Below are 23,849 nucleotides of genomic sequence, written 5' to 3'. Positions count from 1 at the left end.
CAGCAGTATGCTGGCGGGGAGTTTTTTCATTCTTTTTCCAATAATGATTTTTCGTATTCGAACTTCTTCATGAGCATTTCTCCTGAATAGCCTTCTTCGATCAATTTCGCCAAAATCTTTTTGGTTCCGTCGTCTGCTGCTTCCGGATGTTCATCGCGGTCGAATTCGACGACGTTTTCAGCGTCTGTAATCCAATCCGAGAAACTGCCCATATAAAGCCTTAGCTGATCGTGGCCTTTTTCAGCGAGAACAGCATATAAAGCGGCAGCAGTAACACCGCTTCCGCAGTATACAACAGCCGGTTCATGCTTTTGGACGACATGGTCAATGTCTTCCTCCGACTGGAATTCGCCTTTAGAGACAAATTGCGCCCAATCCAAATTGCGCGCGCCTGGAATCCGTCCGGCAACCGGATCAATCGGCTCTTCCAGTCCTGCATAACGAGCTGCAGAACGTGCGTCTATCAGGACACCCAACTCATCGCCGCTGATGACATCCTTCACATATCTTTGATCAGCGAAAATTTCATCATTGAAATCTGGTTCAACTGGGGATGTCTGGTAGCTAGATATATCTGCAGATACGGCAATTCCTAATTTTTTCAGCTGTTCAAAGCCTTTTCGGCTGATCTGAACTTTTTCAAATCCCGCATATTTCAGCAGCCACCAAGCGCGCGCTGCATAAGGCGAACCGCCCTGATCGTAAATGACAATAGAGTCATCCAAATTCAATCCGCTAGACTGAATCAAACCCCTCAGCTGTTGTTTAGACGGCATCGGATGCCGCCCTTGAGTTGCAGTCATATCGGACATGTCTTTTTCCAGATCCCAAAACACAGCACCTGCCACATGCTCTTGCTCATACAAATTTTTGCCTGCTGACGGATCCTGTAAATCAAATCGTGCATCAATCCATCTATGGTTTTCGGTATCGGTCGTTTCAATAAAAATTGACATCGTCTACACCCTTCCATCCATTAAGTTTGAATACAGCTCTTTCCATTGTGCTAATCTTTCGGATTGCTGGAGCAGCGTACGTTCTGAATCAATCTGATCGACCGCCTGGCGAAGAATATGCTGACGAAGGCCTTCTGCTTCCTGCTCAATCCAAAACTCCGCCCAGTTGCCAAGTTCTTTTTTCTCAAGTTCCAGATAGCGCAAGGCATCCGGCTCCATCATTGTCTGCAGTGCATCGCGCAACTTTTCTTTTTCATTTTTCTCGAAAAAGCTTTTATTGTTTTTGTAGTACGATTTGACTGAGGAATAGTCCGCGTTCACAAACGGCTTCGCAATATCCAGCGATACAGCTTCCTGAACTTCGTATGGTGTAAATGAAAAGTCTGCATTCTTTTCTTTCAGCTTTGCCGTATCTTCCTTAAAGCGTGATTCGAGTTTCTTTTCGATAAATTGGGCAAGTCGGAAATTGGTAACACGCAGTTCCTGCTGGAAATCAAAACCGGTCATATCGTTCATATCCTGCAAAGCGGTATCCAGTGCTGCTTGGGCCGATTTATTTGAAAAGACCGAAGGATTGAATGCTTCCTTGAAAAAGTCGTTGAAACGATAAAAGACTCGCTGATTGACATAATACAACAATTCATCCAGTTCCTGAAGAGCTTCGCGCTCCAATAGTTTAGCGATCGATGCACCAAACAAGATGCGCAGCTGCTGCTCCAAATGTTTGAGTTCTTCCAGCCGCTCGTCTTTTCGCAACAAGTTTTTTTCTGTCTGTTCAATTAGGCTTCCGAAACGGTCCACCGTTTTTTGCTCTTCTTCCGCCAGTGATTGGACAGCCATGCCTTTTAATTCTTCTTTCAGGAAATGCTGGAACGCTTCTTCGAATTGCGGCATGCCGGAATGCTCCCGGTCACGCAGCGCCAAAAGACTGGAAACACCGTACAGACGAGGGAATCGGATACCGAAGCGCTGCAATTCGTCTTTGACATATGTGACGACCGCATCTTTTTCCTGCTCGTCATTTGCCAAATCGATGGCATTGACGACAAAGAACATCTTGTCCATCTCAAAAGCATCTTTGACCCGACCGAGCTGGATGAGGAATTCACGGTCTGCCCGTGCAAAAGCATGGTTGTAATAGGTGATGAACAAGATTGCATCTGCGTTGCGGATATACTCGAAGGCAACATTCGTATGACGTGCGTTGATGGAGTCGGCCCCAGGCGTATCCACAAGTGTCACGCCATTGCGCGTCAACTCACAATCATAATAAAAATCGATTTCGTCGACAAAACAGCTTTTCTCTTCTTTAGCTACATACAAACCGAAGTCTTCCCGGTTGGTCCGTAAAGTTTCACCCAAACGGTCCTTAAAATCCAGGTACCCTTTATTGAAAGCTAAAATAAATGACTTGTGGACTTGCTGCTCTGTCGGAGTATCTTCCGGCAGCTTCACTGATTTGGCATAGGCATCTTCCAGTGAAGTCACTTTAATCCCCAGAACATGGAAGGAATTCGTAACGTCTTCTGTCATTTGCGCAAGCGTCTTCAAACGTACATCTGCTGTTTCGTGCGGATGCTTTTCAGAGACTGGCCTGATCCGGTTGATGGTCGCCGTTGTCGGATTCGGCGACACCGGCAAGACCGTTTCACCCATCAAAGCATTTGAAAACGATGATTTTCCTGCACTGAAAGCACCGAATAAAGCAATGGTGAATTCCTGTCCTTCGAGACGTCCCGCTTTTCGTTTCAAGTAAGCTGCTGTTTCAGCAAACCCTTTAATCGGGTCAATCACTTCGGCGGTACGCTTGGCGCGCTGGAGCACAGCAATTTCGTCGAATGCTGCCACTTCCAGCGTTTCAGCGTGCTCAGTTTGTTCTTCCTGCTGCTGTTCATTCTTTTCAAGCATTGCCGGATTGAACTCTGTCATTTCTTCAACAGACACTTCAAATTCGCCGAGCCACTGTTCCACTTTTTCTTCGGCTGCCGTTTTTTGTTTGGGCAGCATCGCAGAATAGGATTTTTTCACTTTATCGATTTTTCTGTCCATTTCTTCAAGTGTGTTGATGGCCAGCACTTTTTGGGACAAAGTTTGTGCTTTCATGTCTATTTCTGTGCTGGCATCGTCCGTCAGCCCATCAAACTTTTCTTCCTGCGCTTTTTTCCAGCCATCCGTTTCGCGGACAAACCATCGCTGCACGGCCGTTGAAATGCTATTGGCAAAATTCAACACGGCATCGCCAGTCATCGAAGCACCGGTTGGCGTTTGATCTTTAACAACGGAAAACGGGACATCAAAAACCATGTCATCAATTGCCAAAGACTCGCTATCGGTCAATAGACCGGCATCTTTCAAAGATGCTTTCATCAGTTTTTTCAGATGGCTGGTTATTTGGGAAGACACAGTGGACTCCAAGCGCTCGTCCACTTCCTGCTGCCTTTTCTGACGTTCTTCTTCCGTCTTTTTGCCGCTGAACAGCATGCCGACTTTGAAATTCGGCTGAATCGACTCCAAGTAGTTGGTCAAAGCGCTGCGGAGTTCGTAAGGCATGATGTTCGAGTTTTCCAGCAAATCTTTGCGGCTTTTTTCGAATTTGGCCTGCCAGTTTTCAAAATCCTGCACAGACATTCTGCGTGACACCAAAGCGTTTTCCTTTTTCAGGTCTTCGCGCATTTCCCATTCCTCTGGATCGAGGACTTCCGAGAATGCCTGCAACCGCTCTGCTTTTTCATCTTCTAAAAACTTGATATGTTCATCTTTAAGTTGACTTAAGGCAGAATCTGATGCTTCTCCGACATGGCCTTTCCAGTCCTGCATAGTCGAGGAAACGAGGCCTTTGACCTGCTCAAAATCATTCCCTGGAAAACCGAAATCCTTCAGCGACGTAAAGAAGATGCCTTTCGGAACGACTCCCCATGCCGCAAACGAGTCATGGACCGATTGTTGGAAGTCTGCAAAGCTCATTTCGCTGTTTTGATGCTTGTCGATTTGGTTGACGATCAAGTACAGTTCGGTGTATTTTTGCAGCTCTTTTGTAAAATTGAAATTCAATTCAGATTGCACATGGTTATAGTCCATAACGTAAAAGACCATATCCGCCACATGCAGGGCAGATTCTGTGGACATGCGGTGTGCGTCATCCGTAGAATCGACACCCGGCGTATCCATGACGGTAATGCCTTTTGGCAGGACGGAAGCCTGATGGCCGATGTCGATCTGCGTAACGTCCCCGCTTTTGCAAAATTCTTTTACCGCGTTAAAATCATAATTCTCCGGAAAATAGACCGGCTTTTCGTTGCGCATATTGACGATGGCGAAGTCGGTGTCCGTTTTTTGGACATTGACAATATTGGCGCTTGTCGGAATCGGGCTGGAAGGCAATAAAGTTTCGCCTGTCAGTGCGTTGATCATAGAAGACTTGCCGGATGAAAAATGGCCGGCAAACCCGATGATGAAATTATTCTTAAGGATTTTCTTTGCAAATAAATGGGCTTTCGCTTCCCGTTCGGTATCTTCGTTGTCTTGGAAGATCCGGTAAAGGTGAGCCGTTTCAAGTAACTCTTTTTTATGATCAAGAACTGTCATTTAGAAATCTCCTTCTCCGCTTACTGTCCTCTATCATATCATTTTTAGGAGAGAACGAAAAACATCCTTCCCGATTTTGGGAAGGATGCTGTTTTTCTTACGAAAATCCGTGGATGGACATGCCACCATCGACAAAAAGCGTCTGGCCAGTTATGTAACTTGCGGCATCCGATGCCAAAAACACCACCGGAGACGCAACTTCCGGCAGTTCTCCGACGCGCTTCATCGGAGTAACAGCCAATATGGAATCCAGGTATTCCGGATCGCTTAAAATCTTTTCCGTTAGCGGCGTTTTGAAATACCACGGTCCGATTGCATTGACGCGGATGTTCTTCGGCCCCCATTCCATTGCCATGACCTTGGTCATTTGGATGATGGCAGCTTTTGACGCCGCATAAACCACCCCTGTCTTCAATGCACGGTCCCCTCCAACCGAGCTGATGTTGATGATGGAACTGCCGCTGTCCATTTTTTTAACTGCTTCCTGCGAAAACATAAAGACACTCTGTGCATTGGTATCCATGATTTGGTGCCATTCTGCGTCGGTTGCATCCGATAAAGAAGAACGGATGTTCATCCCGGCATTGTTGACCAAAATGTCAATCGCTCCGAATTGCTTGACCGTTTTCTCGACTGCAGCCTGTATGTCGCTGCGCCGCGTGATGTCAGCCAATACATACCCCGTGCGGTCATTGCCAATTTCCTGCTGGGTGTGCACCAGATCCGATTCGGTCCGCGCCACCAGCATCACATTTGCTCCTGCTTCTGCAAGCGCCATAGCAATCGCTTTGCCGATTCCTTTGCCGGCTCCCGTAACGATCGCCGTCTTGCCTTCCAAACTGAATGATTTCAACATCGTTTATCGCCTCCGTCCTTATTATAATCAAACAATTTGCTTTTTGTCTTTTAATATAAGAAAAGCCACCATGAAAATACACGGTGGCCAGTACTTATTTTTCCAATCGATAAATCTTCGAATACTTCTCTTCCAAGTAGGCAGCCAGATAATCCGGATTCAAACCTTCTCCGGTAACATCCTGCAAAATATCCAGTGGCTTTTTAAAAGCCCCGTGTTGATGGATATTATGGCTCAACCATTCACGGATCGGCTGAACGTTGCGCTCTGCCAAAAGCTCATCGAAATTCGGCAAGTCTTTTATCATAGCGTTCTTAAACTGTGCAGCATACATATAACCTAAGGCATACGAAGGGAAGTAGCCAAAGCTTGCGCCTGCCCAGTGGACATCCTGCAGAACGCCCTCCGCATCATTTGAAGGACGAACGCCTAAATACTCTTCGTATTTATCGTTCCACAGCTGCGGCAAGTCGCTTACTTGAAGATCGCCGTCAAACAGCCCTTTTTCAAGCTCGTAGCGCACCATGATGTGCAGAGCATACGACAGTTCATCAGCTTCAATGCGGATCAACGAAGGTTTGGATTCATTGATTGCACGCACGTAATCCACCAGCTCGACATCGGCAAACTGCTTAGGTGCATATTCTTTCAGCAAGCTGAAGTTTTGCTGCCAAAAATGTTCATTGCGTCCGATAAAGTTCTCACAAAACAGGGACTGTGATTCATGAATCCCCATGGATGCACCGGTTTCAATCGGCAAACCTGCCAATGACCCGCCCAAGTTCTGCTCATACATCGCGTGGCCGCCTTCATGAATAGTGCCAAAAACAGCTGTGCGGAAATCGGCTTCGTCGTATTTTGTCGTCACCCGAATGTCCTGGCGATTGATGGAAATCATGAATGGGTGAACCGTTTCATCCAGCCGTCCTGCTTCAAAATCATAGCCAAGCTGTTCCAGCATCTGGCGGCTGAAATCCTGCTGCGCTTCTTTTGGAAAATGCTCATACAGGAAAGCCGTCTCGGGTTTGTTTGGTGAAGACGCAATTTTTTGCACAAGCGGCACAATGCGTTCACGCAGCTTGCCAAATACCCCATCGAGAATTTCAGTGGTCATGCCAGGCTCATACTGATCCAGCAAGGTATTATAAGGGCTGCCATTTTTCTCGCCCCAGTAGCCGATCATCTTTTTCGTCGTGCTGACCAGCTCTTCCAAATAAGGAAGAAACAAAGAAAAATCGGAAGCTTCTTTGGCATTTTCCCATATGGATTCTGCTTTGGATTGCAGGATGATGAACTTTTTATATTCTTCCGGAGGAATTTTCTTGCTCAAATCATATTCTTTGCGTGCTTCTTCCACAGAACGGCGGATAAATGGATCGAGTGTTGACTGCTCTGCTTCCAAAGAACTCAGCAATTCACCGAATTTGTCGGACGTCGATAAATTGAATACTTCTTCAGACAAGGTACCGATCGTCTCAGAGCGCAATTCCACCCCTTTTTTCGGTGCACCTGTTCGCAAATCCCAATACAATAACGAAATTGCTTCATTATAGCCTTTAATCTTGCTGAAATGTTCGGTAAACTGCTTTTCGAGTGACACAAAAATCCCTCCAATGGTTGATGAGACTATTGTATCACAGGCAAACCTGTCTCTTAAAAGTTTTCAGCAGGAACCGGCAGAATTGTTTCCCATAAATGTTCGACACGCAATTCATCTTCATTAAGCAACAGATGGATTTCGCCATAATCATTTGATGTGCGGATCAAGCGGCCAATTCCCTGCTGAATGCGCAGCTGCATGAATGGCAAATCAATTTCTTCCAACGGATTGTTGCTGAATTTGCGCTTGGCGTCAAAAACAGGATCTTTCGGTGGAAATGGCAAATCCACAATGATAACTTTCGTCAGTGCTTCACCCGGCAAATCCAAACCTTCCCATAGATGGTAAGAACACAAAATTTGGAACTTGCCTTCCTGGAATTCTTTGACGACCGTCGACAATTCGCGGTCCCCTTCAAACTCGATAGTGTAGTGATGGTCCAATGGAAGTGACTTTTTGAAATTGTCCATTTCCATTTTTGAAGTGAACAGCACCAGTGATTGATCCCCTGTGCTGAACAAATCATAAACCCGTTCGAATTTTTGATTCTGGTTCAATGGATGCTTGAAGATTTTCATGACATCCTCATAGTCAAATGGTGACGGTACAGAAAACGACTGGTATTTGTCGATACCGAGGCTATCGGACAGGTACGTAAAATCTTTTTGAATGGAAAGAGTAGCTGAAGAAAAAATGATTGGAATCTTTCCGTCAAACAACTTTTCATCCAATATATCGGTAACGAGGCGCGGCATGATGACCAGCGTCTCGATTTCATCTTTTATTTCCAACCATGTGACAGCGTCGCCTTCTTCTACGAACAAACGCATGGAGAATGTGTATTGTTCAAAATACTCTTCTGCCAGCCGCAGTTCATACTCCGGAATGGTGAACAGCTCTCCTTCAAAGACGAATTCCTCCATCATCAAATCGATGTGGCGAATCAGCAATTTGCCGACATGAACCAATTCCGGATCCTTGGTGATGGCTTTGCGGTCCTCATCGCTTTTGACTGTGTGGATCCGCAGCAGACGGAAAAAGTCGTTGTGAAGATCGATCGTCTGCTCGATCATATTCAAAGTTTTTTCGCGCATGCCATCGGACAGAATGCTTTCCGTGACGTCCTGAAGCGTGCTTTCCTGTACTTCATAGGTCAATGCTCGCTGTGCTGCGAATTCCAGCAAATGGCCTTCATCGAGCACAATTTGGGAGAATTCAGGAAGCAGCGGCGTCTGGCCTTCGCGTTTGCGTGTTTCTTTTGTCCATATATGCTCCATTAGGAAATCATGAGAACAAATGACCAAATCTGTTGCCTGGCGGTAATGGTTGCGGTGGATGGTCTGTCCGCATTTATTGCGCAGTTCGCAGGCATTGCAGTTTTGGATCGGGTGGTAATTGACCTGTTGCCACTCTTCATCTGTCACTTCCGGATAGCTCGAGCGCTCTCCGTATGGATACGTGTTTTGCATCGAGTAGGTTTTGTTGACGAATTCCGGAAGACTATATTCGATGTCATCCAGAAAATCGGCATCGCTGCGTTTTTTTGCACCTTCAAGACGCTGGAGACATAAATACTGGTCTCGGGATTTCGCCAAACGGACATCGAGATTCAAATCGAACAGATCGTTCAGCCGGTCAACATCTCCGCCTTTTTTGACCAATTGCTCAATCAACGTTTCATCCGCACATGAAATAAGCGCCGGCTTGCCGGTATAGCGGGCATATGCAATCGCTGGCAGCAAATAAGCCATTGTTTTCCCTGTGCCAACGCCTGCTTCAGCAAACAGTACTGCTTTTTCTTTTAGTGCCTGCTCGATCTGAAAAGACATGAAAATCTGTTCGTCTCGAAGGTCATAGCCTTTTTCAGGCAGTTCATCGTAAAATACATCGCCGATCCAGTCATTGAGTGATTCAAAGAAAGTTTTGTCCTTTGTTAAAGGAAATGGTAGTGGCTGTCTCATAAACTCTCCTCACAGAGAAACGGAAGAGCCATCGCTCTCCCGTTTCGTCTCATTTATTTTTTGAACGTTCTCCCCAGAATTGGAAAAGATCCGTGCGGATAAATCCGTTGAATAATTTGCGTTTTTTCGTGGCCGGCTGTCCGTATAGGGTTTCGAAACGCCCCATCGATGACAGCATGTAGATGGACCATGTCGGATGCTTCGCAAATACGCGCCCCATGTCCGCAATCATTTCTTCAATAATTTCAATTTCACCAAGACGTTCCCCATATGGCGGGTTTCCAACGACAACGCCGTTTTCTTCAGTAGTGGTGAAATCTTTCACTTGGCGCTGCTCGAATTGAATCAAGTCGGCAAAGCCGGCTTCCCGGGCATTTTCTTCCGCAATTGTCAGCATGCGGTGGTCGATGTCTGTGCCAAGAATATTTAAGGGCTGGTCATAATTTGCCAGCTCTTCCGCTTCTTCGCGGACTTCATCCCAAATCTCCTGGCCAATCCATGGCCATTCTTCGCTGTCGAAATCGCGGTTGTAGCCGGGCGCCAAGTTTTGGCCAATCATCGCCGCTTCAATAGCGATTGTACCAGAACCGCAGAACGGATCAACGAATGGACGGTCAGGCGTCCATCTTGATAATTTCACCAAGGCCGCAGCCAAGGTTTCTTTCAATGGGGCTTCCCCCTGATCCAAACGGTAGCCGCGTTTATGCAGCCCTGCTCCGCTTGTGTCAATGGACAATTGCACTTTGTCTTTCAGGATTGATACTTCAATTTTAAAGCGCGGTCCGGTTTCATCCAAAAAGGAATTGCGGTGATATGCTTTTTTCAAGCGCTCGACAATCGCTTTTTTAACAATTGACTGGCAGTTTGGCACACTGTGCAAGGTCGATTTAACCGATTTCCCTTGTACCGGAAATTCAGCATCCACCGGCAGGAATTTTTCCCACTCAATTTCTTTTGTGCGTTCGAACAATTCATCAAAGGTATAAGCGTTGAATTCACCGGCAATGATCTTGACGCGGTCAGCTGTCCGCAGCCACAGATTTGTTTTAGCGATATCCCGTTCATTTCCTTCAAAAAATACTTTGCCGTTCTCTGTCTCAGTTTCGTATCCCAGTTCTTTTACTTCGTTGGCTACTATCGACTCCAAGCCCATAGCAGCTGTTGCGAGCAATTTAAATGTTGTCATAATGACTTCCTCTCCAGTTGTTCACTAATTCAGATTTCGATGTTTATTATATTGATGGTCAATTGACCTACCTATATATTTTCAATGTATAGGTTAATCTCTTTTTAATATTAACTCCTTTTCTGCTGTTGATATTCCGCAAACCAACTCCGCTTTCCTGCGGGCTCGCGCCGAACTAACTCGGACTTGCTGTCCGAGTGGATTTCGGCACTTCACTATACCGCGGGAGTCTCCGTTGGTGTGCTCCATATCTTTTTAAATCAGAAAAATAAGGAAGCCAATTTTATAAATCTTGCAGGTTATTCCGCAAAGCATTTAAGTTTGTATTCTCTGGATAACTCTTAGAAGAAAGAGTGGAAATCGTCCGCCTGAAACGATTTCTTCAAAATCTATACTTTTTAACATTTCGACTCATAATATGAAGAAAAGCTCCCCCGACAGGAGAGCCTTTGATAAGCATTTTAAGACCATGTGAAATTCTATAAGCCATGTTTTGTTTCCACGTACTCAAGCGGTTTGCACCTCGTACTAGTGGACAGCAACCATCTATCTGCAAGCTTGCGCCTGCCTCTTCATCGGTTCATTTCCTTCAGAAAAGTGCCCCTACCATAATTTGGGTTTCTCGCTCACGGGGTTTACCTCGTTCCACCTGCATAATTTCTTATACAGCTCCGTCACTGTGGCACCTTCAGGGTATTTAGGCCATATCCGAAGACTTAGGCGTTCTACCCGCCGTCAGCTATTGCTAGCTGCCCCAACTTATTGTTTCACTGGGCGCGAACACTACGGTCATCTCAGAACCGTGCGAGCATGGACTTTCCTCTCCAGCATAAATGCCAGAGCGATTGCCAGAATTTCAAATGGCTTTACTAGTATACGTCATTTGGCACAATAAAACAATTGTTTTAGTTATTGTCCAGCTTGTTGCCGAATACATGGTTTTCAAGATGGGACAAGCGGCGCAGAATATCGAAGTTTGTCGTTCCGGGTGCCGGTGTCGCCTGTTTTCTTGGCGTGTCTTCCAGTTCCATGCGCAAGCGTTTATTTTCGTTTTCCAGCTGTTCAATCCGCTTCGCGAAAGCTTCATAATCCTGAATGACTTCATCCAGGAAATGATCCACTTCATCCTGATTGTAACCGCGCATTGCCGTTTTAAAATCTTTTTCTAAAATGTCCTTTGATGTAAATTTATTGTCCATTCCAATCGTCCTTCCATAAAAAAGCTACCTTATGATAAGTATAGCATAAGGTGGATTTGCCGTGCTTAGTTCTCAGCAACTTCAGGGCGTTTTTTTCTCTTTTTCTCATCCAGGCGCTTCTGCCTTTTGAAGATATCCTCTATGAGGGAATGGCGTACTTTTGTATGCTCGCTCGCTTCTTTTGCAAAACCAGCCATAGTGATCGCTTGGTCCAGGTCGCGCAATTGATGCTCGTAAAGTTTAGAAGCATGGATCCATGCCTCCACTTCAATGCTGCCGCGCAAGTGAGGTGCGGCTTCTTTAAATAATTTAACGGCTTCTTCGTGCTTACCTGCCCTTTTTTTCTGAATGGCCAGCAAATATCGAGCCAACGCCGAGGAAGCGCCGCGCTCCACTGTCACATGTTCGAGATATGCTGCACTTTGGTCAAACTGTTTCAAGTCTGCATACCATTTGCCGATATTTGTATAGGCTCCGCTCGTTTCCGACTCCATGTCCTCCATCAGCAAATTGGATGACAGCACATACAGCGAAACGAGCGACAGGATATCCAGCTCGTTATGATACAGCACTTTTGCCAATCCCTCGGGAAACCCGCTCTTCACAGCATCGAGGTAAATGGCAGGAATCAAGTAGCCGGGCACATCCCCTTGCCGTGTAAAACCAAGCTTTTCTTCTTCAATGGTGCTGAGCTTCATCCGTGCCAGCTCATTTTTCCAAATTCGCTTTGTGCCATGAAACAAATCAATTTGGCGCGGAACCGGAAGCTTCGGAAGAATGTTTCGGTGCATGGTCCAGCGGGACGTCAGCTGCGGCCAGTCAAAGCTTTTGCCATTATAAGAAAAAATGATCGGATCGTCCGTTTTCCACAATCCGGTTTCGTACAAAAACGCAGCTTCATGGGAAGGATCCGGCATGATATACTGCATCATTTCAAAATGGTCGCTGCGCTTTACGAGCAGGCCAATCAAAAAGATATACGCACCGGTTCCACTGAGGCCTGTGGTTTCCGTATCAAAAAAAACAAGCGGGTCCTGTTCCTTGAGCTTGAAAGGATGATCAAAATCCGTGTTTTGCCACGCCTTCAGCACAGGATCCAGTTCATTCAACACGACTGAACCATGCCGGGTGTCAAAAGGATAGATGATTTTTTTTTGGAATACGTAGCCGAATTTGTTTTCGACCAACTCCAGTCCGATCCCATTCCACTTGTTTTCATGGAGCGGCCGCTCTGACGCTTTAGGCTGCTGTTTTTTGGCCGGCTGTTTTTTCAGCATGCCTTTCATTTGGAGAAGTTTGTTTTCAAACGACATTCTTCTTCACCCCTCTTTGCGAAGCTCATCCAATAGCCGAATTACGTGGCCCTTCATACTGATGGCTGCGTCCTGTGCGCCTATGCATGATGGGCATCCATCCAGACATGGACATTCTGAGACGTGCTGCTGCGCTTTATCGAGCAACGGCTTCCACAAATCATAAATCCGCTCGCTGATGCCGATGCCGCCTGGGTAGGAATCGTGTATAAAAAACGACGGCATGTCGTTATGCGGCGATTTCACTTGAGGCACGACATGGACATCCCGACGGTCGCATTGAACAAATACAGGAATGAACGATTCGATTGCATATGCCGCTCCGGTCATCGTATCAGACAGCTCTGCTTCCGAAAAATCCGCCGGTTTCGTAAAACTCAACCAAGTTGAAGAAGTATGAAGCTCTTCTGGCGGCAACGAAATCGGCCCTGAGCCAATATTGTCATGCGAATCAAATCGAATTTTTTTGAAAATCGTCGGCATGGCAAGTACAGCGATATCGCCATAGAAAACTTCTGAACTGTTCATCATCTTATCTTTGTCTTCGCTCATCACTTTTAATTCCACTGCCAGATTGGCATCTGTGAAATAATCGACGTCGACTTCCCTGACGTAGGCCTTCTTTTCTTCCCAGTCCAGGATTTCCACTTGGAACTGCGTGCCTTGATGCAGGTAGATTGCTTCTTCGTGCAGCAGCGTCATAGCACTGAAGCGGTCCATTTCGCCAATTACACGTGTATCTGCAGGAACTGACTGGTCGATGATGACGACATTTTCCTGTGAAGCAGAGCGCAGGGAAATATCATGCGCCGGAAAACGGTCGCTCATCCAATGCCAGCGATCTGAGGTCCGGACAAGCACCCCTTCTTCCTGCAGATACTCCAGCAGTTCCTGCACTTCAAATTCTCCGTACTGATCGTCGATGCGGAATGGCAGTTCAAAAGAAGCACATTTCAGATGGTCCATCAAGATGATGATGTTCTCCGGATGGATGCGGGCTTCTTCCGGCGATTGGTCCAGCAAATATTCCGGATGGTTGATGATGTATTGGTCCAGGGCAGTTGATTGCGCCACGTAAATGACCAGGGATTCATCCTGGCGGCGTCCTGCGCGCCCTGCCTGCTGCCAGGCGCTAGCGATATTTCCGGGATAGCCCGTCATGATGCATGCCTGAAGCTGGCCAATATCGACGCCAAGTTCCAAAGCATTGGTGGAAACGACACACTGAATTGAACCATCGCGCAAACCTTTTTCAATAGCTCGCCGTTCTGTCGGCAAATAGCCTCCACGATAGCCTTTAATCGAATCATCCTGCAGTTTCATTTTGGTGATGGCCTGCAAATAAGTTACCAGCATTTCGACGCGAACCCGGCTCTTGGCGAAAACGATCGTCTGAATGCCGTTTTTGATCAGGTGGGTGGCCAAATCCCGGACTTCCAGTATTGCGCTTCTGCGGACGCCAAAAGTCGGGTGAATAATTGGCGGATTGTAAAAAACAATATGCTTTTTGCCCGAAGGTGCACCGTTTTCGTCAATCAGCTTATGTGTGCTGTTCGTCAAGTTTTCTGCCAGTTCTTTAGGATTGGCGATTGTTGCGGAAGTGCAGATAAAGACCGGATTGCTGCCATAAAATTCACAGATCCGTTTCAGCCTGCGGATGACATGGGCTACGTGCGTCCCGAATATGCCTTTGTACGTATGCAGCTCGTCGATGACTATATAATGAAGGTTCTCAAATAAAGAGACCCATTTCGTGTGATGCGGCAAAATCGCCGAGTGCAGCATGTCCGGGTTTGTCATAACGATTTGTCCGGCTTTGCGCACTTTAGTACGGATTGCAGGAGAAGTATCTCCATCATACGTGTAAGACAGAATCTCTTCTTCCGTCTTCTCAATCAAATCATGCAGATCGCTTTTCTGATCCTGCGCCAATGCTTTTGTGGGAAACAAGTACAGAGCGCGTGCGCCCGGATCATTCAAAATTTTGTGCAGCACCGGCAAATGATAGCAATAGGATTTGCCCGATGCTGTAGGCGTAACCGCGGTAAACGAATTGCCGGAGGTTGCCAAATCAAACGCTTCGCGCTGATGGGTATATAATTGCTCAATGCCTTTTTTCCGCAATGCTGCTTTCAGGCTGCCATGCATCTCCGGAGGAAAGTCAGCGTACCTTGCAGGTTTTTCCTGCCGCGTATGCCAGTGGACAATACGCTCCATCATGTCCGGTTCTGTTTTCCATTCATTCATCAACTCAGGCAGTTTTTTTCGCTTAATCATGCTCAGCACTCTTTTCATCTATGGCCAGCATAAAAGTCTGCAACGTGTATTGGGCTGCCTGGATCGTCTGGATAAAACGTTTTTTGCTGGTCTCCTTATAAAAGCTCTGAACAAAAAATTGCGCCATGCCTTCTGCCGCTGTATCGATTGTCGGCTTGTGGACATACTTCGGCCGCTCCTGTTGAATGTAAAGCAATGATTCCCTTTGCCATTCATTTATTTTGCCGTGCCAGTAATCTGCGTATGGTTTAACATCTTCATAAAAATCCGGAACCGCATCCGTTTCACGCATTTCAAAAAAGCGGTCCTGGCATTTTCCGCATTCGTCGTATAATGCAGAAGAGAGCTCTCTAACTGTCATTTTTGCAACCCCTCCATTGCCATTAGTTTATCATATTCACCAATACGGTACGACTTTTATCGAACAAGCATTCTTCCCATTTGGAACCGTCTAAGAAATCCGTTATTATTAGAGAACAGACAGAAGTTGGATTCATCACTTAGTTTTTAGGGAAGTGTAAGGAAGATGCCCTGTTGCACCGATGTTCGGGAAAACAGGGCAAACTGAAGGCTTCCATCGAAATGGATCTTGTACAGCTATGCAAGAACCATTGTTTTCTGGAATTTTATGAGGCTGGAATTCTTAGACGTCATTTTTCCGACTTAAATTGTTGAAACCTTTCATCATATCAGTCGTCTAAAAGCTTGTGATATGATAGAGTAAGCGAGGTGTATCACAATGGCAATCAATTATCCAAATGGAAAAAAATTTGTTCCTTCAAAAGAGCAGCCTGCCAAACAACAAACGGCAAAGAAAAATAAGAAGGATTTTTCCTTCAGCAACCGCGGGAAGACATTAGAGGACGAGTTGAACGAGACCAATGATTATTATCTTCAGTTGGGATTGGCAGTCATCCATAAAAAGCCTGTGCCTCTGCAAATCGTTAAAGTCGAGTATCCTTCCAGAAGTGCTGCCGTCATTCGGGAAGCTTATTTCCAGTCTCCCTCCACCACAGATTACAACGGTGTATGGAATGGAAAATACATTGACTTCGAGGCGAAAGAAACAGAAAGCAAAACTTCATTTCCATTGAAGAACATTCATGATCACCAAATCCATCATATGTCCCAAGTGGTCCAACAAAATGGAGTGGCGTTCATGATCATCCGTTTTTCATCCTGGCAGCGGTATTTCATCATGCCTTACGGAGAACTCGAAGTGTTTTGGAACCGGATGTTGACTGGCGGAAGAAAATCGGTTACTTTGCAGGAAATTGAAGAAACTTCATTTGAACTAACACCTGGAGCGTTTCCCCGCATCAATTATTTGCCTCTTCTGAACAAGCTTTAAGCACCATCATATATATGAAAGTGAGGAACTGAACTTGAGCGATAAGCAAATTTCGCGTGAAGAACGCCGAAAAGCAATTGAACGCCAAAAGAAGACCACCAATAAAAAGAAAAAGAAATCACCTGCAGTGACTTGGATAAAACGCATCCTGCTTGCACTGGTGGCAATCGGGATTGCCGGGTTTGTTTTTGGAGCCTCCCTGTTTGCCTTCTATGCCAGCAGTGCCCCGGAAATCGATGAAGAACTGCTTCGCGATCCGATCAGCCCAACTTTTTATGCTGCAGATGGTGAAACAGAAATCCCCTACATCACCTCAGAAAATCGGGAATACGTCAATTATGAAGATATTCCAAAAACGATGGAAGATGCTATTTTAGCAACGGAGGATAACCGGTTCTACGAACACTCCGGAATTGACGTTATCCGCCTGGGCGGTGCAGTCATTGCCAATATCACTGGCGGCTTTGGTTCACAAGGTGCCAGCACAATCACCCAGCAAGTCATTAAAAATTCGTTTCTGACTAATGACAAGACCTTAAAACGAAAAGCACAAGAAGCTTACCTGGCATACAAGCTCGAACAAGAATACGAAAAAGAAGAAATATTCGAGATGTATTTCAATAAAATACTGATGTCCGGCAATATCTACGGATTCGGTACAGCCTCAGAATATTTTTACGGCAAACCACTCGGCGAGCTGACGCTTGCTGAATCAGCTTTGCTTGCCGGAATGCCGCAAAGCCCGAATGGCTATAACCCATTCAAAAATCCGGAACGTGCCGAAGAACGCCGAAATGTCGTTTTGAGCCTGATGGATCAGCATGAAAAAATTAGCACAGAAGAAAAAGAACAGGCACAAGCGCTGCCAGTAATCGATTCTTTGGTGCCTGAAGGCGAACGCCAACAGCAAACACCAAATGCCGAATACACCGCCTTTATGGAAATGGTCGAGGATGAACTTGATACACTTGAAGGCGACTATTCGCTTGATGAAGGTTTGACAATTTACACAACATTGGAGCCTTATGTCCAAACAAAAGTAAACGAAGCGATGGCTTCTGATTTATTTTTTGATGACAATGTTCAATCTGCCATGACTGTTGTAGATACCAAAACTGGCGGAATCAGCGCAGTTGGTGCGGCCCGTGAATACTCGGGTGATGTTCGCCACAACTATGCGACAGCTACAGACCGGTCAGTCGGCTCAACCATTAAACCATTATTGGATTATGGACCTGCCATCGAATACTTGGATTGGTCTACTGGCCAAACCGTTGTCGATGAACCTTACTCTTATGAAGATAATGACCAGGAAATCCGCAACGTCGATGGCCAATTTCTTGGTACGATGACCATTCGCGAAGCACTTTACCGATCCCGCAACATTCCTGCAGTTAAAACCTTGCAGGAAGTCGGCACAGAAGATGCCGGCGAATTCATGAGCAATGTGGGGCTCGATATGGAAAACATTTATGAATCTACAGCATTGGGATCTGCTAACTTCTCTACAGTCCAAATGGCAGGTGCTTATGCTGCATTCGGCAACCAAGGTGAATTCAATAAGCCCCATACCATCAAAAAAATTGTTTTCCGCGATGGCTCGACTGAACAAATTGTAGCACCAGAACCGGAACAGGCAATGAAAGACAGTACAGCATACATGGTCACAGATATGCTAAGAGATGTTGTAGACTTGAACGTGCCCGGCTCTACCGGCAAAGAAGTCGCCATCAATGGACTGGATATGGCCGGCAAAACCGGTACGACCAACTACTCACTTGAAGATCTCGAAAAGTATGGACTGGATTCCAGCTCCGCGCTGGATGTTTGGTTCGCCGGCTATACAACCGATTATTCGATTTCGGTTTGGAGCGGTTATGCCGATCGTTCAACACCGATCGATACGGATTCAAACGAACGCCTGCTAGCTCAGCGTCTATTCAAAAATGTCATGTCCGAGATATCTTCACCCGAAACTGCTCGTTTCCAGCAACCGGAATCAGTAACCGAGCAAGTTGTTGAAGTAGGCTCTGATCCGTTGAAATTGGCCAGTGCCTTTACTCCATACAACATGAGAAGCTCTGAACTATTTGCACGTGGCACTGAACCGAATTCAGTTTCACAGCGCTATGTCGTTGAAGATCTGGAAACACCAAGCGGATTGCGCGCAAATGTTCAAGGCAGCTCAGCCCAGCTATCCTGGAACTACGGAGATGACGATGTATCATTTGAAGTGTCCGTGGAGGTCGATGGATCGAGTTCAGTTCTCACCACTTCATCAAGCCAGTCCTATACATTTAATGGCCTTGAAGAAGGAAAGAACTATACGTTCCGCGTCGTTGCGGTCAATAGCACACAACGAAGCGATCCAGCTTCGACTATAGTAGAAGTTGCTGCCGCTCCTGAGGAACCTGAAGAAGAACCGGCCGAAGAGCCGGTTGAAGAAGAACCGGCCGAAGAAGAGCCAGTTGAAGAAGAACCGGTTGAAGAAGAGCCGGCCGAAGAAGAGCCAGCTGAGGATGAACCAGCTGAGGAAGAACCGGCCGAGGACCCAATTGATGTTCCCGAAGATCCAACTGAAGAAGAAGAAAACGAAACACCTTCTGTAAACAGCAGTGAAAATCGGAACAGCAGTGGCGATAACGGCAACAATAACAATAACAACAACGCTGACGAAGACAATGAAAACGAGAGCAGCAACGAGAACGATAATGGCAATAATGATAGCCAAAATGGCGATGCTGACAATGAAGAAAATAATTAACCATAAAAAAACCCCCGAATGCCAACGCATTCGGGGGTTTTGCCATGCTATTCATTTAAACGTTTGAGATCGATTCGCTTTCTGGCGATAGTCTTCTTCAGTTCCGAAAACAATTCATCCAATTGGCGGTAAGCAGCATAGGTTCCTGGGGATGACTCGACAAACGAAAGGCGTTCCGAACCGTTCAGCGGCTGGAATCCGCTATCCTGAAGCGCTTCGCGGCAATGAGCCAGTAATTGATGATACAGCTCAATACCAGCTTGTATAACCTCTTTTGAGCGTTTGTTCCGCTGTCTATGCAGAATAGTTAAATCTGCTGCAATTCGATCCCATTCCAGAAAATAGGGATCAAGCTGTTCTTTAGTTAACTTCTGTGACGATTTCATGTTTGATAAGTCCTTTTTTCTCGCGTTTCTGCCCTTCTCGGCATCGATCGAATAATGGACAGATATGGCATCCCGGATTTTGTGATTTGCAGTGATAGCGGCCAAAAAAGATGATTTGATGATGTGTTTTCGACCAATCGTCTGCGGGTGTTTTTTTCATGATGGTTTCTTCCACTTGAAGCGGATTGTCTTTCCATCTATTCAAGCCGAGGCGTTTGGCGACACGTTCCACGTGTGTATCCACTGCCAAAGCTGGAATTCCAAAAGCAACAGACACGACCACATTGGCTGTTTTTCTTCCTACTCCCGGAAGCGTCATTAAGAGATCTCGATCAGCAGGCACAATACCGCCTTGTTCATCAATCAGGATCTGGCTGAGTGCCTGGATATTCTTTGCCTTGTTTCGGAACAAACCGATTGATCGGATATCCTGCTGCAGCTCTTCCAAAGACACAGATACATAATCCTCAGGCGTATGGTATTTCTGAAATAAATCAGCCGTTACCCGGTTCACCAGCTTGTCCGTGCATTGTGCCGAAAGGAGCGTCGCAATCAATAAATCAAACGGATTGCGGTGGACCAATTCACAATGGGCATCCGGGAACATTGCGTCCATCTCTTCCAAACAAGCAAGCCATTCTTTTTTCGACATCATCTATTTCACCTTCTAATTGCGGTCTTCCAGCCAGTTGTAAAACTGAACTTTTTTTGCAACGTTCTCTGTTGGCTGAATCCGGATATTTTTTTCTCTGAAAGAACTTGCATGTTTAGTTACCTGTGTAGAAGTTTTGATGTTCTTCTTTTTCCATTCAAAAAGGATCCGGTCTACATAACGCAGGCTGACTTTTTGTGAAATAACTGCTTCTTTAAGCGCCATTCGGATTACATCCGGCGTATGCCCATCCTGGTCCATCCACATGGAAATGGTCTCGATTTCCATGGGTGACAGGAATCGTCCGAACTCCTGCTCAAACAATTGGAAGATTTCCCCCTCCAGATCCTTTTGGGTGTTTTCTTTCGTTTCATGCTGTTCTTTGAACACACAGTCCAGCAAGCGGTCCCATAAAGGCTGAAGCGAAATGATTTCTGTCAGTACATCATTCTCTGTTGTTTGTTCGATGGCCAAATACCCTTGCTGCATCAATTTCTGCAGCATGGTTGTTACGCTTTTTTGCGAAGTCATCATGCGCGCACCAATTTCATCAGGCGTCGGAAATTGGTTTCCCGTTTGTTGAAATGCCTGAATGTGCATAAGCAGCATGGCTTCTTCGTCTGTAATCTTCAGTTCTTTATAAAACTGAAAAAAAAGCTGGGAAATGTTAACATTCCCCTGCTCGATCCACATTTGCAGCCGATTAGGTTGTTTCATATCCCAACCACCTTTCCATTCATTTATTTTAAGGGTAAAGACGGTTTAATAGTCGAGGGAATGGAATCGATTCTCTGACGTGTTCAACGCCACTGATCCAAGCAACCGTGCGTTCAAGACCCAAACCGAAGCCGGAATGAGGAACCGCTCCGTATTTGCTGAGATCCAAATACCAGGCATAGGCATCTTCATCCAAGCCATGTTCTTGGATTCGTTGTTTCATCAAATCATAGTCATGGATACGTTCAGATCCACCAATGATTTCTCCGTAGCCTTCCGGTGCGATCATGTCTGCACACAATACAACATCGTCACGGTCCGGATGCGGCTGCATGTAAAATGGCTTGATGCCGATCGGGTAGTTGGTGATGAAGATCGGCATATCATAGCTTTCTGCCAAAGCCGTTTCATGCGGTGCGCCAAAATCTTCGCCCCATTTGATATCATCAAAGCCATTGTCGTTCAGCCATACGATGGCATCATCATACGAAACGCGCGGGAACGGCGCTTTTATTTTTTCAAGTTTCGATACGTCTCTTTCCAGACGTTCCAATTCCAATTTGCAGTTTTTCAATACGGATTGGATAATATGGGAAACATACTGTTCCTGCACTTCCAGGCTTTCTGCATGCTCCATAAAGGCCATTTCAGGTTCAATCATCCAAAATTCGATCAAGTGGCGGCGAGTTTTCGATTTTTCGGCACGGAAAGTAGGACCGAATGAAAATACTTTTCCAAGCGCCATTGCAGCAGCCTCCATATAAAGCTGGCCAGACTGTGACAAATATGCGTCTTCTTCAAAATATTTTGTTGCAAACAACTCGGATGTCCCTTCCGGAGATGATCCGGTCAAAATTGGTGGATCCACTTTCACAAAACCGTTTTCATTGAAGAATTCGTATGTTGCCCGAATGATTTCATTGCGGATTTTCATGATAGCGTGCTGTCTGCGTGAACGCAGCCACAAATGCCGATTGTCCATCAAGAATTCTGTTCCATGCTCTTTTGGTGTGATTGGGAAATCTTTTGCTTCCTGGATCACTTCAATGCCCGTCACAGCAAGCTCGTAGCCAAATGCTGAACGCTCATCTTCTTTCACTTCTCCTGTTACATAAAGTGACGTTTCCTGTGTCAACGCTTTAGCTGCTGCAAAAATCTCGTCGCCTACTTCTGCTTTTACGACAACCCCCTGTACAAATCCGGAACCGTCGCGCAGCTGAAGAAATGCTATTTTCCCGCTTGATCGCTTATTGGCGATCCAAGCTCCTAACTTTACTGTTTGTCCGTTATATTTAGCCATTTCGGCAATGGTAATTTTTTTCATCCAGCGATAGCCTCCAAAGAATAGTGTGGTCTTAGTCTTTCCATTTCGATGTCACAAATTGATGGATCCGTTCCACGGCTTCCGTCAAAATTTCAAGCGAGGTTGCATAAGACAAGCGAATCGTTGAATGCGCGCCAAAGCCTGAACCCGGAATTACCGCTACATTCGCTTCTGTCAACAAAGCCGTGGCAAAGTCATCAACCGAAGCATAGCCGGTTTTCGCTGCAGCTTCGGAAACGTCCGGCAGCAGGTAAAATGCACCTTGAGGACGTAAAACCGTAAAACCTGGAATCGCCTGCAGTTTAGGAAAGATCTCATTCAAGCGTCCTTCAAATGCCTGGCGCATTTCCTCTACGGTGTCCTGCGGCCCGTTATAGGCTTCAATCGCCGCATATTGGGAAGTTGTTGTTGGATTTGACGTAGAATGGCTCGCCAAGTCTGTCATCGCTTTAATCAATTTAGCGTCGCCGGCTGCATAGCCAATCCGCCACCCTGTCATCGAATGGGATTTTGATACACCATTGATCACGATGGTACGGTTTTTTGCATCTTCCGAAAGAGTTGCGATGGAGATATGTTCAACATCTCCATAGATTAGCTTTTCATAAATTTCATCTGAAACGATCAGGATATCGAATTCACGGCAAACTTCTGCCAGCGCCTCCAACTCCTCTTTGGAATAGATCATGCCTGTCGGATTGCTCGGTGAATTGATGATGACAGCTTTTGTCCGGTCTGTCACAGCTTCTCTCAATTGCTGAGGAGTGACTTTGTATTCCTGGCTGGCTGTCGCTTCTATGTATACGGGAACGCCCTGTGCCAATTTAACTTGTTCCGGATAGCTGACCCAATACGGAATCGGAATAATCACTTCGTCGCCTTCGTTCAGCAATACCTGGAATAAGGTATAAAGCACGTGTTTAGCACCAATGCCGACCATTACTTCACTTGGCTGGTAGTTCAACCCTTGGTCTCTCTGCAGTTTCTCAATAATGGCTTTTTTTAATGCCGGCAGGCCGCCAGCAGGCGTATATTTGGTTTTGCCTTCTTTCATCGATTGGTACGCCGCGTCCAAGATATTTGCGGGTGTGTTGTAATCCGGTTCACCGGCCCCCAAGCCGATGACGTCCACTCCCTGAGCTTTCAACTCATTCGCTTTTGCAGTAATTGCCAATGTTGTAGAAGGTGTTAAAGTTTGTACACGATTTGCTAAATTGATCAAATTTATTCCGCCCTTTCACAAATTCAATATTCGTTTCCACCAAGTACCATCACTCGCGGACAGATAAACATAATTCAAACTTTCTTCTTCATTCAAAAATGCAATTTCCCACACGGGACCATCGCTCTCCATACCGAGTTTGGTATGAAGAATGTCTTTGACATCCATTTCTGCAAGAGCCATTTCCCGCGCCTGCTGTGCCGTTATTTTGTCTTCCAGCGGCGTAGTCTGCATTTCGCCATCGCCTTCCGGAACAAAAACAGCCGTCAACTCACCTGAGCTGTTTGTCCCAAGAACGGTAACAGATGCCGAGGTATTGGTGTAGACATACGCTCGTTCCACTTCTTCGATCAACTGCTCGCTCTTCGCACGGTCGATGGCTTGTTGTTCTGTTTCTGAATAGGGTTTATTGCCAACATACAAAACCAGAATGATGATGGCAACTGCCAAAAACGATAAAAATCCGAGTATGAATGTAATCCATTGTCTCATTTCATCAC

General features: G+C 45.9%; 18 protein-coding genes and 1 other RNA gene. 2 read left to right on the top strand and 17 right to left on the bottom strand.

What is annotated here, in order from left to right; genetic code table 11:
• Positions 1-26 precede the first annotated feature (26 nt).
• The 11 genes from GJB59_RS18115 to GJB59_RS18065 all read right to left on the bottom strand — a co-directional run bounded on the left by GJB59_RS18115 (position 27) and on the right by GJB59_RS18065 (position 15,294).
• A complete protein-coding gene (locus GJB59_RS18115) occupies positions 27-956 on the bottom strand; it encodes a sulfurtransferase (RefSeq protein ID WP_142826415.1) in 930 nt (309 codons plus the stop codon).
• 3 nt (positions 957-959) lie between these two features.
• Positions 960-4,541, bottom strand: a complete 3,582-nt coding sequence (locus GJB59_RS18110; protein WP_142826416.1) for a dynamin family protein — start codon at positions 4,539-4,541, stop codon at positions 960-962.
• A 97-nt stretch (positions 4,542-4,638) separates the two neighbouring features.
• Positions 4,639-5,397 carry an SDR family NAD(P)-dependent oxidoreductase gene (locus GJB59_RS18105; RefSeq protein ID WP_142826417.1) on the bottom strand — a complete coding sequence of 253 codons (759 nt, stop codon included), beginning with the start codon at positions 5,395-5,397 and terminating at the stop codon, positions 4,639-4,641.
• Between the two features lie 94 nt (positions 5,398-5,491).
• Entirely contained in the window at positions 5,492-6,997 is a 1,506-nt protein-coding gene (locus GJB59_RS18100) for a carboxypeptidase M32 (protein WP_142826418.1), read from the bottom strand.
• 53 nt (positions 6,998-7,050) lie between these two features.
• The gene (locus GJB59_RS18095) at positions 7,051-8,958 is read right to left on the bottom strand and encodes an ATP-dependent DNA helicase (protein ID WP_142826419.1); all 1,908 of its coding nucleotides are present in this window, start codon (positions 8,956-8,958) and stop codon (positions 7,051-7,053) included.
• Positions 8,959-9,007: 49 nt separating this feature from the next.
• Positions 9,008-10,144, bottom strand: a complete 1,137-nt coding sequence (locus GJB59_RS18090) for a THUMP domain-containing class I SAM-dependent RNA methyltransferase (protein ID WP_142826420.1) — start codon at positions 10,142-10,144, stop codon at positions 9,008-9,010.
• 477 nt (positions 10,145-10,621) lie between these two features.
• Positions 10,622-11,001, bottom strand: an RNA gene (gene rnpB / locus GJB59_RS18085) — RNase P RNA component class B.
• A gap of 48 nt (positions 11,002-11,049) precedes the next feature.
• Positions 11,050-11,343 (bottom strand): cell division regulator GpsB, encoded by a 294-nt coding sequence (gene gpsB, locus GJB59_RS18080; RefSeq protein ID WP_006829902.1) that lies wholly within the window; start codon positions 11,341-11,343, stop codon positions 11,050-11,052.
• 65 nt (positions 11,344-11,408) lie between these two features.
• The gene (locus tag GJB59_RS18075; RefSeq protein WP_142826421.1) at positions 11,409-12,656 is read right to left on the bottom strand and encodes a ribonuclease H-like domain-containing protein; all 1,248 of its coding nucleotides are present in this window, start codon (positions 12,654-12,656) and stop codon (positions 11,409-11,411) included.
• Positions 12,657-12,662: 6 nt separating this feature from the next.
• The gene (locus GJB59_RS18070) at positions 12,663-14,933 is read right to left on the bottom strand and encodes a DEAD/DEAH box helicase (RefSeq protein ID WP_142826422.1); all 2,271 of its coding nucleotides are present in this window, start codon (positions 14,931-14,933) and stop codon (positions 12,663-12,665) included.
• Positions 14,926-15,294, bottom strand: coding sequence for a YppE family protein (locus tag GJB59_RS18065; RefSeq protein ID WP_142826423.1), 369 nt, complete (start codon positions 15,292-15,294; stop codon positions 14,926-14,928). Before GJB59_RS18065 ends, GJB59_RS18070 begins: the two co-directional genes overlap by 8 nt.
• 378 nt (positions 15,295-15,672) lie before the next feature.
• On the opposite strand from GJB59_RS18065, the gene recU reads away from it, so the two are divergent.
• Both recU and GJB59_RS18055 read left to right on the top strand, forming a co-directional pair.
• Positions 15,673-16,284, top strand: coding sequence for a Holliday junction resolvase RecU (gene recU, locus GJB59_RS18060; RefSeq protein WP_142826424.1), 612 nt, complete (start codon positions 15,673-15,675; stop codon positions 16,282-16,284).
• A gap of 34 nt (positions 16,285-16,318) precedes the next feature.
• Positions 16,319-19,048, top strand: a complete 2,730-nt coding sequence (locus GJB59_RS18055; protein WP_203583282.1) for a penicillin-binding protein 1A — start codon at positions 16,319-16,321, stop codon at positions 19,046-19,048.
• A gap of 47 nt (positions 19,049-19,095) precedes the next feature.
• Here GJB59_RS18055 and GJB59_RS18050 read toward each other — a convergent pair whose 3' ends face one another.
• Genes GJB59_RS18050 through GJB59_RS18025 form a run of 6 tightly spaced genes read right to left on the bottom strand, consistent with a single transcriptional unit; the run spans position 19,096 to position 23,841 of the window.
• Positions 19,096-19,434 (bottom strand): YpoC family protein, encoded by a 339-nt coding sequence (locus GJB59_RS18050; protein ID WP_142826426.1) that lies wholly within the window; start codon positions 19,432-19,434, stop codon positions 19,096-19,098.
• Complete coding sequence (gene nth, locus GJB59_RS18045) at positions 19,409-20,089, bottom strand: endonuclease III (protein ID WP_142826427.1); 681 nt, start codon at positions 20,087-20,089, stop codon at positions 19,409-19,411. The genes GJB59_RS18050 and nth overlap by 26 nt, the downstream gene beginning before the upstream one ends.
• Before the next feature lie 12 nt (positions 20,090-20,101).
• Positions 20,102-20,803, bottom strand: coding sequence for a DnaD domain-containing protein (locus GJB59_RS18040; RefSeq protein WP_142826428.1), 702 nt, complete (start codon positions 20,801-20,803; stop codon positions 20,102-20,104).
• A gap of 28 nt (positions 20,804-20,831) precedes the next feature.
• Positions 20,832-22,127 carry an asparagine--tRNA ligase gene (gene asnS, locus GJB59_RS18035; protein ID WP_142826429.1) on the bottom strand — a complete coding sequence of 432 codons (1,296 nt, stop codon included), beginning with the start codon at positions 22,125-22,127 and terminating at the stop codon, positions 20,832-20,834.
• A 31-nt stretch (positions 22,128-22,158) separates the two neighbouring features.
• The gene (locus GJB59_RS18030) at positions 22,159-23,349 is read right to left on the bottom strand and encodes a pyridoxal phosphate-dependent aminotransferase (protein ID WP_142826430.1); all 1,191 of its coding nucleotides are present in this window, start codon (positions 23,347-23,349) and stop codon (positions 22,159-22,161) included.
• 15 nt (positions 23,350-23,364) lie between these two features.
• Positions 23,365-23,841: a cell wall elongation regulator TseB-like domain-containing protein gene (locus GJB59_RS18025; protein ID WP_142826431.1), complete on the bottom strand. Its 477-nt coding sequence runs from the start codon at positions 23,839-23,841 to the stop codon at positions 23,365-23,367.
• Between the last annotated feature and the right edge of the window lie 8 nt (positions 23,842-23,849).

Source organism: Planococcus soli, from assembly GCF_016881065.1.
GTDB lineage: Bacteria > Bacillota > Bacilli > Bacillales_A > Planococcaceae > Planococcus > Planococcus soli.
Note: the sequence above shows the minus strand (reverse complement) of the source record. Positions and strands in the feature narration are given on the sequence as shown.

Coding starts and splice junctions, on each gene's coding strand:
- GJB59_RS18115 (WP_142826415.1), bottom strand. CDS start 956: ATGTCAATTTTTATTGAAACGACCGATACCGAAAACCATAGATGGATT.
- GJB59_RS18110 (WP_142826416.1), bottom strand. CDS start 4,541: ATGACAGTTCTTGATCATAAAAAAGAGTTACTTGAAACGGCTCACCTT.
- GJB59_RS18105 (WP_142826417.1), bottom strand. CDS start 5,397: ATGTTGAAATCATTCAGTTTGGAAGGCAAGACGGCGATCGTTACGGGA.
- GJB59_RS18095 (WP_142826419.1), bottom strand. CDS start 8,958: ATGAGACAGCCACTACCATTTCCTTTAACAAAGGACAAAACTTTCTTT.
- GJB59_RS18090 (WP_142826420.1), bottom strand. CDS start 10,144: ATGACAACATTTAAATTGCTCGCAACAGCTGCTATGGGCTTGGAGTCG.
- gpsB (WP_006829902.1), bottom strand. CDS start 11,343: ATGGACAATAAATTTACATCAAAGGACATTTTAGAAAAAGATTTTAAA.
- GJB59_RS18075 (WP_142826421.1), bottom strand. CDS start 12,656: ATGTCGTTTGAAAACAAACTTCTCCAAATGAAAGGCATGCTGAAAAAA.
- GJB59_RS18070 (WP_142826422.1), bottom strand. CDS start 14,933: ATGATTAAGCGAAAAAAACTGCCTGAGTTGATGAATGAATGGAAAACA.
- GJB59_RS18065 (WP_142826423.1), bottom strand. CDS start 15,294: ATGACAGTTAGAGAGCTCTCTTCTGCATTATACGACGAATGCGGAAAA.
- recU (WP_142826424.1), top strand. CDS start 15,673: ATGGCAATCAATTATCCAAATGGAAAAAAATTTGTTCCTTCAAAAGAG.
- GJB59_RS18050 (WP_142826426.1), bottom strand. CDS start 19,434: ATGAAATCGTCACAGAAGTTAACTAAAGAACAGCTTGATCCCTATTTT.
- nth (WP_142826427.1), bottom strand. CDS start 20,089: ATGATGTCGAAAAAAGAATGGCTTGCTTGTTTGGAAGAGATGGACGCA.
- GJB59_RS18040 (WP_142826428.1), bottom strand. CDS start 20,803: ATGAAACAACCTAATCGGCTGCAAATGTGGATCGAGCAGGGGAATGTT.
- asnS (WP_142826429.1), bottom strand. CDS start 22,127: ATGAAAAAAATTACCATTGCCGAAATGGCTAAATATAACGGACAAACA.
- GJB59_RS18025 (WP_142826431.1), bottom strand. CDS start 23,841: ATGAGACAATGGATTACATTCATACTCGGATTTTTATCGTTTTTGGCA.